9 protein-coding genes and 1 pseudogene are annotated in these 8,601 nt (G+C 73.4%); 8 read left to right on the top strand and 2 right to left on the bottom strand.

What is annotated here, in order from left to right:
- The 5 genes and pseudogenes from AC30N0_RS17015 to AC30N0_RS16995 all read left to right on the top strand — a co-directional run.
- A pseudogene (locus tag AC30N0_RS17015) lies at positions 1–180 on the top strand (hypothetical protein); the annotation flags it as partial.
- Positions 177–1,880, top strand: coding sequence for a dihydroxy-acid dehydratase (gene ilvD / locus AC30N0_RS17010; RefSeq protein ID WP_489519081.1), 1,704 nt, complete (start codon positions 177–179; stop codon positions 1,878–1,880). The pseudogene AC30N0_RS17015 and the gene ilvD, both read left to right, overlap by 4 nt.
- The gene (locus AC30N0_RS17005; RefSeq protein ID WP_489519080.1) at positions 1,877–2,911 is read left to right on the top strand and encodes a lactonase family protein; all 1,035 of its coding nucleotides are present in this window, start codon (positions 1,877–1,879) and stop codon (positions 2,909–2,911) included. The genes ilvD and AC30N0_RS17005 overlap by 4 nt, the downstream gene beginning before the upstream one ends.
- A 17-nt stretch (positions 2,912–2,928) precedes the next feature.
- Positions 2,929–4,182: a YbfB/YjiJ family MFS transporter gene (locus AC30N0_RS17000; protein WP_489519082.1), complete on the top strand. Its 1,254-nt coding sequence runs from the start codon at positions 2,929–2,931 to the stop codon at positions 4,180–4,182.
- 19 nt (positions 4,183–4,201) lie between these two features.
- Entirely contained in the window at positions 4,202–4,825 is a 624-nt protein-coding gene (locus tag AC30N0_RS16995) for a cysteine hydrolase family protein (RefSeq protein WP_489519079.1), read from the top strand.
- Here AC30N0_RS16995 and AC30N0_RS16990 read toward each other — a convergent pair.
- Together AC30N0_RS16990 and AC30N0_RS16985 are read right to left on the bottom strand one after the other, a co-directional pair.
- Positions 4,822–5,016 carry a hypothetical protein gene (locus AC30N0_RS16990; protein WP_489519078.1) on the bottom strand — a complete coding sequence of 65 codons (195 nt, stop codon included), beginning with the start codon at positions 5,014–5,016 and terminating at the stop codon, positions 4,822–4,824. The two genes, AC30N0_RS16995 and AC30N0_RS16990, sit on opposite strands and share 4 nt — an antisense overlap.
- Positions 5,009–5,194, bottom strand: coding sequence for a hypothetical protein (locus AC30N0_RS16985; RefSeq protein ID WP_489519077.1), 186 nt, complete (start codon positions 5,192–5,194; stop codon positions 5,009–5,011). The genes AC30N0_RS16990 and AC30N0_RS16985 overlap by 8 nt, the downstream gene beginning before the upstream one ends.
- A 132-nt stretch (positions 5,195–5,326) precedes the next feature.
- Here AC30N0_RS16985 and AC30N0_RS16980 point away from each other — a divergent pair, with 132 nt between their 5' ends.
- The 3 genes from AC30N0_RS16980 to AC30N0_RS16970 all read left to right on the top strand — a co-directional run.
- On the top strand, positions 5,327–6,619 hold the full coding sequence (locus tag AC30N0_RS16980; RefSeq protein ID WP_489519076.1) for a tetratricopeptide repeat protein: 1,293 nt from the start codon (positions 5,327–5,329) through the stop codon (positions 6,617–6,619).
- Positions 6,620–6,631: 12 nt separating this feature from the next.
- Positions 6,632–7,267, top strand: coding sequence for a class I SAM-dependent methyltransferase (locus AC30N0_RS16975; RefSeq protein ID WP_489519075.1), 636 nt, complete (start codon positions 6,632–6,634; stop codon positions 7,265–7,267).
- A 34-nt stretch (positions 7,268–7,301) separates the two neighbouring features.
- Positions 7,302–8,601, top strand: a 1,300-nt coding sequence (locus AC30N0_RS16970; protein WP_489519074.1) for a serine/threonine protein kinase, incomplete at its 3' end; no start/stop codon positions are given.

Here is an 8,601-nt window from a genome sequence, read left to right as displayed (position 1 = left end):
GGCCGCGTCGACCCGGCCGCCGCGGCGCGCGTCCGCCACGATCCGCAGCCGCAGATCGAAGCGCAGTTCGCCCGCTGGCCGATCGACTGCTCGTTCGCCCGCGCCGAGTCGCTCGGGCTCCGCACCGACGCGTCGCTCGATGCGCTCGTCCGCGCCCTCAAGGATTCTCTCGCCCCATGACCACGCCGCCCCCGAAGCTCCGCTCGTCGATCGTCAAGGAAGGGCTCGACCGGGCCCCGCACCGCGCCTTCCTGCGTGCGGTCGGCCTCGGCGACGAGGACATGGACAAGCCGCTCGTCGGCATCGTCAGCCAGCATGGCGAGAACACCCCGTGCTCGATGTCGCTCGGGCCGCAGGCCGACGCGGCGCGGCTCGGCGTCGCCGCCGGCCAGGCGGTAGCGGTGCCGTTCACGACCATCTCGGTCTCGGATGGCGTGTCGATGAACCACCGCGGCATGCGCATGAGCCTGGTCTCGCGCGAGCTCATCGCCGACTCGATCGAGGCCGTGATGCGCGCCCATGCCTACGACGCGCTGGTCGGCTTCGCCGGTTGCGACAAGACGCTGCCCGGCGTGATGATGGCGATGGCGCGCGTCAACGTGCCGAGCGTGTTCGTCTACGGCGGCGCGATGCTGCCCGGCCACTGGCGCGACAAGGACGTGACCATCCTCACCACCTACGAGGGCGTCGGCTCGGTCCTCGCCGGCCGCATGACCGAGGCCGAGCTCGACCAGCTCGGCCACGCCTGCGCGCCGACGCTGGGCTCGTGCCCCGGCCAGTTCACCGCCAACACGATGGCGATGGTGGCCGAAACGCTCGGCCTGGCGATCCCCGGCTCGGCGATGCTGCCGGCGGTGTACAGCGAGCGGCTGGCCCTGGCCCGCCGCGCCGGCCGCCGCGTCACCGAGATCCTGCGCGACGGCGGGCCGCTGCCGCGCGACCTGGTCACGCGCAAGTCGCTCGAGAACGCCGCCGCCGCGGTCGCGGCGACCGGCGGCTCGACCAACGCCGGCCTGCACCTGCCGGCGATCGCGCACGAGGCCGGCATCCGCTTCACGCTCGACGACGTCGCCGATGTCTTGGCGCGCACGCCGCTGATCGCCGACCTGCAGCCGGGCGGCCGCTACCTGGCGCTCGACCTGCACCGGGCCGGCGGCGTCGCCGCGGTGCTGAAAGTGCTGCTCGACGGCGGCCACCTGCACGGCGACACGCTGGCGCTGTCGGGCCGGACGCTGGCCGAGGAGCTGGCCGCCGTGCCGGCCGCCGACGGCGAGGTCGTGCGCGGCCTCGGCGCCGCCCTGCACCCGAGCGGCGGCGTCGTCGTCCTCAAGGGCAACCTCGCCCCGGACGGCGCCCTGATCAAGACCGCCGGCCTGACCAGCACCGTGTTCGAGGGGCCGGCGCGCGTCTTCGAGTGCGAGGAGGACGCCTTCGCGGCGGTCAGCGAGCGGGCCTACGCCGCGGGCGATGTGCTCGTCATCCGCAACGAGGGGCCGCGCGGCGGCCCGGGCATGCGCGAGATGCTCGGCGTCACGGCGCTGGTGTACGGCCAGGGCATGGGCGAGAAGGTGGCGCTCCTCACCGACGGTCGCTTCTCCGGGGCGACGCGCGGCCTGATGGTCGGCTACATCGGCCCGGAGGCAGCGCTCGGCGGGCCGATCGCCGTCGTCCGCGCGGGCGACCGGATCCGCATCGACGGCGAGGCGCGGACGCTCGAGCTGTGCATCCCGGCCGGCGAACTCGCCGCCCGTGTGGAGGCGTGGCGGCCGGCGCGGGCGGAGCGGCTCGGCGGCGTCCTGGAGAAGTACGCGGCGCTGGTCGGGCCGGCCCACCTCGGGGCAGTGACCCATTCGGGCCCCGGCGAGGAGGGCGAGCGATGACCCGGCCGCGCAGCGTCGTCTACGTCGCCAACGCCGACAGCCACGACATCGCCGTCCTCGGCCTCGGCGACGCGGGCGACGCCGGCGGCGAGCTCGCCGAGCTGCAGCGGGTGCCCTGCGCCGGCCAGGTCATGCCGCTCGCCGTCTCGCCCGATCGCCGCGTCCTGCACGCCTCGATCCGGTCCGAGCCGTTCCGCGTCCTCAGCTTCGCGATCGATCCGGCCGATGGCCGCCTGCGGCCGATCGGCAAGGCGCCCCTGCCGGCGAGCATGTGCTGGATCTCGACCGACCGGCGCGGCCGCTTCCTGCTCGGCGCCTCCTACGGCAGCAGCCGGGTGGCGGTCAGCCCGATCGGCGACGACGGCGTCGTCGCCGCCGCGGCCCAGGTCATCGAGACGGAGCCGAAGGCGCACGCCATCCAGGTCGACCCGACGAACCGGTTCGCCTTCGCCACCTCGCTCGGCGGCGACCTGGTGCGCCAGTTCCGGTTCGACGCCGGGACCGGCCGGCTCGACGACAACGAGCCGCCGGCGTGGCGGGGCCGGCCCGGCGCCGGGCCGCGTCACTTCGTCTTCCACCCGGCCCTTCCGGTCGTCTACCTGCTGAACGAGCTCGACGGCAGCCTCGACGTGCTCTCGCTCGACGCCGCCCACGGGCGGCTCGCGTCGCTGCAGACCGTGAGCGCCCTGCCGGACGGCGCCGTGGTCGACGAGCCGTGGGCCGCCGACCTGCACCTGCGCCCGGACGGCCGCTTCCTCTACGCCAGCGAGCGGCGCACCAGCACCCTGGCCGGCTTCGCCGTCGACCCAGCGAGCGGCCGCCTCACGCCGATCGGCTCGGTGCCGACCGAAGCCGAGCCGCGCGGCTTCGCCGTCAGCCCCGACGGCCGCTGCCTGATCGCCGTCGGCCAGGCGTCGCATCGGCTGGCGTGCTACGGCATCGATCCGTCCAGCGGCGCCCTGACCCGGCGTGGGGACCAGGCGGTCGGCCGGGGCCCGAACTGGGTCGAGATCATCGACCTGCCGGGTTGAAGGAGGCGGCGCTGCGGATGGCGCCGGGGCCGCTCGGCGTGGCCGTGGCCGGCCTGGTCTCACTGGCGGTCGCGATGGGCATCGGCCGCTTCGCCTTCACGCCGATCCTGCCCATGATGCTGCGCGACGGCGTCATCGACCTGCCCGGCGCGAGCTGGTTGGCCAGCGCCAACTACGCCGGCTATCTCGTGGGGGCGCTCCTCTGTGCTGCCTCGCCCTGGCTGGGCGCGCGCCTGGCACGGCACGGACCGGCCCCGACGGCGCGCATCCGGGCCGGCCTGGTGGCCACCGCCGCGCTGACGCTCGCGATGGCCGTGCCGGTGGCCGCCACCTGGCCGCTCTTTCGCTTCGCCGCCGGCATCGCCAGCGCCGTCGTCTTCGTCTACAGCACGGGCTGGTGCCTCGGGCGCCTGGCGGCATGCGGCCGTTCGCCGCTCGGCGGCGTGATGTTCACGGGGCCGGGCGTCGGCATCGTCGTGAGCGGGCTGGTCGCGAGCGGCCTGGTGGCGGCGAACGGACGCGCCGATGCGGCCTGGCTCGTCTTCGGCGCGATGGCGATCGTCCTCAGCGCCTCGGTCTGGCCGATCCTGCGCAGCGACGCCGACGGCGGGGCCAGGAGGGTGGAGCCGGCCCGCGGCGGAGCCGGACACCCCGGGTCCCGGCCGCGCCGGGGATCGGGCGCCGAAATCGCCTGCTTTTCCGTCGCCTACGGACTCGCGGGCTTTGGCTACATCGTCACCGCCACCTTCCTGCCGGTCATCGCCCGCCTGGCGTTGCCCGGCTCGCCCGCGCTGGACCTGTTCTGGCCGATCTTCGGCGTCGGCATCGTCGTCGGAGCGCTGCTGTCGACGCGCCTGCGCGTCGCCGGCGACCTGCGTCGCCTGCTCGCGGCGGCCTATGCGCTCCAGGCCCTCGGCGTCGGCATCGGTATCGTCAGTCCGACCGAGGCCGGCTTCGCTGCCGGCAGCCTGCTCCTCGGCCTTCCCTTCACGACGATCACCTTCTTCGCGATGCAGGAAGCGCGGCGCCTGCGCCCGCAGGGCAGCGCCAGCACGATCGGCTTGCTCACGGCCACCTACGGCCTCGGCCAGATCGTCGGCCCGCCGATGGTCTCGGTCCTGCTCGCAAACAGCCTCCACGCCGCAGCGGCCTTCCGCCTGGCGCTCGCCATCGCCGCGTCGGCCCTGCTGTTCGGATCCGGGCTCTACCTGCTGATGCGGCGCCTCTGGCCGGTGGCGGCGCAGCCCCGCGCGGCTGGCGCCGCGGCATGAAGCTTGCCCCGGGGTCGGCATGCCGGTCGCGCCCGAGCGGGCTCCCCTCGCCGCCGAAGCGGCCCATGGCGGCAAGGCGCTGCTGATCATCGACATGATCAGCGCCTGGGACTTCCCAAACGCCGGCCGGCTGGCCGCGGCGGCGGCGGCAATCGCGCCGCGAATTGCCGCGTTCAAGCAGCGCTGCGAGGCCGCCGGGGTGCCTGCGATCTACGTCAACGACAACCACGGCTACTGGCGCTCGGACTTCGGCCAGCTCGTGCTGCTGTCGATGCAGAAGGACAACGGGCCCGGCCGTCGCATCGTCGAGGCCTTGCGCCCCGGTCCGGACGACTACTCGGTGCTCAAGCCCAAGCATTCGGCCTTCTTCGCCACGCCGCTCGACCTGCTCCTGCGCCACTTGCGCGTGAACAGCCTCGTCCTCACCGGCGTCGCGACGGACCAGTGCATCGTCATGAGCGCGACCGACGCGCGCATGCGCGATTACGAGGTGGTCGTCCCGCAGGACTGCGTCGCGGCGCCCACGGCCGAGCGGAACCGGCGCGGCCTCGACTACCTGCGCCAGGCGCAGCGGACGAAGACCACGACCTCGTCGCGGATCCGCCTGCCGGGCGCGCCGTCGAAGCCGGATCGGAACGTCTAGGAACGGCCCAGGCCGCCGTACTCGGAGGACGCGAATTCGAATGCGTCCTCGCGCGAGGGGAAAAGCTGCTCGCCCAGGCATTTTGCCGGGCGGTCGCCGCGCGGGTCGCCCGAGCTCAGCAGGACGCCGGCTTTCCAGCCGCTGTCGCCCCAGGGTTCGACGATCGGCGTCGCTTCGTAACCGCTAGACATGGGTGCCTCCAAACTCGTTGCCGCGCGACGCCTGGAACGACGCCAGGGCCATCTCGACCGGGACCATCTGCTCGGTGATCAGATTGATCCGTTGGCTGTCCCACACCGGGGCGGAATAGGCAGCGTCGAGCTCGCTGCGCAGGTGTTCGTACTGTCCGTTCAACTCATCCAGTCTCATGGGTGCTCCGTGCCGGGGAAGGGGCGAGGGTTTGCCTCGACAAGGCAAGCAACGTGCCGCGGCTGCAGGCGAGAATCGCCACCGGCGGCAGCGCGTCGGGAGCGGTCGCCGCGAGCGGAAAAGAATGCATTCATGACCCAGGACCTGGAAGGGGCACGCGCTGACTTTGTCGAAGGAGTCACTCACTTCGAGGGCGGACGCCTCGAGCTCGCTGAAGCCTGCTTCGAGGACGCCCTGGCGCGGGCCCCCGAGCGGATCTCGATCCTGGTCAACCTCGGTGCGCTGCGCCTGAAGCTCGGCCGACCCGACGAGGCGCTCGACGTTCTCGACCGAGCCGTGGCGATCGACGCCGCCGCCGCCGACGCCTGGTCGCATCGAGGCATCGCGCTGGCCGACCTGGGCCGGCCCGATGCGGCCGTCGCCAGCCACGACCGGGCGCTCGAAATCGATCGCGGCCGCGCCACCGACCTCTTTCACCGCGGCCTCGCCCACAACATGCTGGCCCGTCCTGCCGATGCCCTGCGCGACTTCACCGCCGTGCTGGCGCTGCGGCCCGGCGACGGCGAGGCGTGGTTCCGGCACGGCCAGACCCTGCAGCTGCTCGACCGCCACGCCGAAGCCCTGGCCTCCTACGAGAAGGCGCTCGGCGCCGACCCGGCCCATGCCCAGGCGTGGAGCAACCGCGGCGGCATCCTGCGCGACACGAAGCGCTTCGCGGAGGCCGCGCACTGCTTCGAGCAGGCCATGGCGCACGGCGCCGACGCCCCGCTGCACCGCTACTTCCTCGCCTCGGTGCGCGACGAACCGGCGCCGCCCCGGCCGCCCGACAACTACGTCGCGGCGCTCTTCGACGGCTACGCGCAAAGCTTCGACGACCACCTGCTGCACGCGCTGCGCTATCGGGCGCATGCAGTGCTGGTCGAGGGCCTCGGCGGGCGCCGGTTCTCGCACGGGCTCGACCTCGGCTGCGGCACCGGCCTGTGCGGGCCGCTGCTGAAGCCCACGGTGGCGCGGCTCGACGGGCTCGACCTCTCCGGCGCCATGCTCGAGCGGGCCCGCGCGCTCGGCGTGTACGCGGAGCTGATCCAGGCGGACATCGTCGAGCACCTGCAGCGCACCGGCGAGCGCCACGACCTGGTGCTGGCGGCGGACGTGTTCATCTACATCGGCGACCTCGAGCGGGTGTTCGAAGGCGTGCATCGCGTGCTGGATCGAGGCGGCGTGTTCGGCTTCTCGGTGGAGCTGGCCCGGGGTGACACCGGGTTCGAGCTGCGGCCGAGCCTTCGCTACGCGCACACCGAGCCCTACCTGCTGGGCCTGGCCGCGCGGCACGGCTGCGCCGTCGCGCGCAGCCTGCGGCAGCCGATCCGCGAGGAGCAGGGCGCAGCCATCGACGGCCTGTTCCTGTACCTCGAGAAGCGCTGAAGCCCCGACGAAATGCCTCTTCCCCCCGAGGAACTCGCGCGCATCGCCGCGACGACGCTCGCCCACTACGACGAGCGCGCGGAAGCGTTCTGGGCCGGCACGCGCGACCACGACGTTCGCGAGAACATCGACGCCCTGCTGCGCCACCTGCCCGGGCCGCCGCCTTCGCCCCTGCTCGACCTCGGCTGCGGACCGGGCCGCGACCTGAAGACGCTCACGGCTCTCGGCCATGTCGCGATCGGCTTCGAAGGCTCGCCGCGCTTCGCCGCGATGGCGCGCGCGCACAGCGGCTGCGAGGTCTGGCAGGGCGACCTGCTGCGCATGGCCCTGCCGGCGGCACGATTCGATGGCGTGTTCGCCAACGCCGTGCTGTTCCACGTGCCGAGCGCCGAGCTGCCGCGCGTGCTGCGCGAGCTCCGCGCGACGCTGAAGCCGGGCGGCATCCTGCTCAGCTCCAACCCGCGCGGCGCGGGCGAGGAGGGCTGGCGCGGCGAGCGCTACGGCGTCTGGCACGGCCTGGCCGGGTGGCGTGCGTTCATGGCCGCGGCCGGCTTCGACGAGCTCGAGCACTACTACCGGCCGCCCGGCCTGCCGCGCGAGCAGCAGCCCTGGCTGGCGAGCGTCTGGAAGTCGCGGCCGCACGGGTGAGCGGCGCGCCCCACCCTGTACGATCCGGCCCCACATGAACCCGGACGAGGAAGACGATCGGACCGTCGTCCGGCCGCCAGGAGCCGGCCGCCCGACGGCGCGTGTCGCGCCCGGGACGGAGCGCGCCGAGCCGGCGCCTGCCGCTTCCGCCGCCACCGGCCAGCAAACGCATACGCTGCCCACCGGCACGCGCCTCGGCGAGTTCGAACTGACGCAGACCCTCGGCGAAGGCGGCTTCGGCATCGTCTACCTGGCCTGGGACCACTCGCTCGACCGCAAGGTGGCGCTGAAGGAGTACATGCCTTCGTCGATCGCCTTCCGGGCCGGCCAGACCGATGTGCGGCCTCGCTCCGAACGGCACCAGGAGACGTTCGAGGCCGGGATGAAGAGCTTCATCAACGAAGCCAAGCTGCTCGCCCAGTTCGACCACCCGGCGCTGGTCAAGGTCTACCGCTTCTGGGAGGCGCACGGGACGGCCTACATGGTGATGCCGTTCTACGAGGGCGTGACCGTGCGTGACGCGGTGCGCCGCTTTGCGCAACCTCCCGACGAGGCGTGGATCCTGGGCCTGCTGGAACCGATCTGCCACGCGTTGTCGATGCTGCACGGCTCGCAGTGCTTCCACCGCGACATCGCGCCCGACAACATCATGCTGCTCGCCCCCAACGAGCGGCCGCTGCTGCTCGACTTCGGTGCCGCCCGGCGCGTCATCGGCGACATGACGCAGGCGCTCACCGCGATCCTGAAGCCGGGCTACGCCCCGGTCGAGCAGTACGCCGAGGTGCCGGGCCTGAAGCAGGGTCCGTGGACCGATGTGTACGCCCTGGCGGCGGTGGTGCACTGGATCATCACCGGCAAGACGCCGCCGGCCTCCGTCGGTCGCATGTTCGGCGACTCGTACGTCCCTCTCGTCGATCGTGCAGCCGGCCGCTACAACCCGCATTTCCTGGCGGCGATCGACCGCGCCCTGGTCGTGCTGCCCGACCAGCGCACGGCGTCGATCGACGCCTTCCGCCATGACCTGACGTCGTCCGGCGGTGCCCCGGCCGCCGCCTTGCCGGGCCTCGGCACCACGGCGCGCATCGACTTGCCGCCGTTGCACAGGGACGGGCCGGGGCCGGCGCCGACGGGCAACACCGGCTGGCCGGGGACGGTGCAAGCCACGCGTGCCATCGGCGACGGCAGTCCCGTTCTCGCGCCGGCGACGGCCGCTGCCGCTGCGCCACCGCACCCTGCTGGCGCCAGCGGCCCGGCAGCGCCGGTGCGGCCGAAGCGCTGGCCGGCCATCGCCGCCGTTGCCGGCCTGCTGGCCGCGGGTGGCGTGGCCGCGTTCG

The organism is Rhizobacter sp. (genome assembly GCF_031412495.1).
Classification (GTDB): domain Bacteria; phylum Pseudomonadota; class Gammaproteobacteria; order Burkholderiales; family Burkholderiaceae_C; genus Schlegelella_A.
Note: the sequence above shows the minus strand (reverse complement) of the source record. Positions and strands in the feature narration are given on the sequence as shown.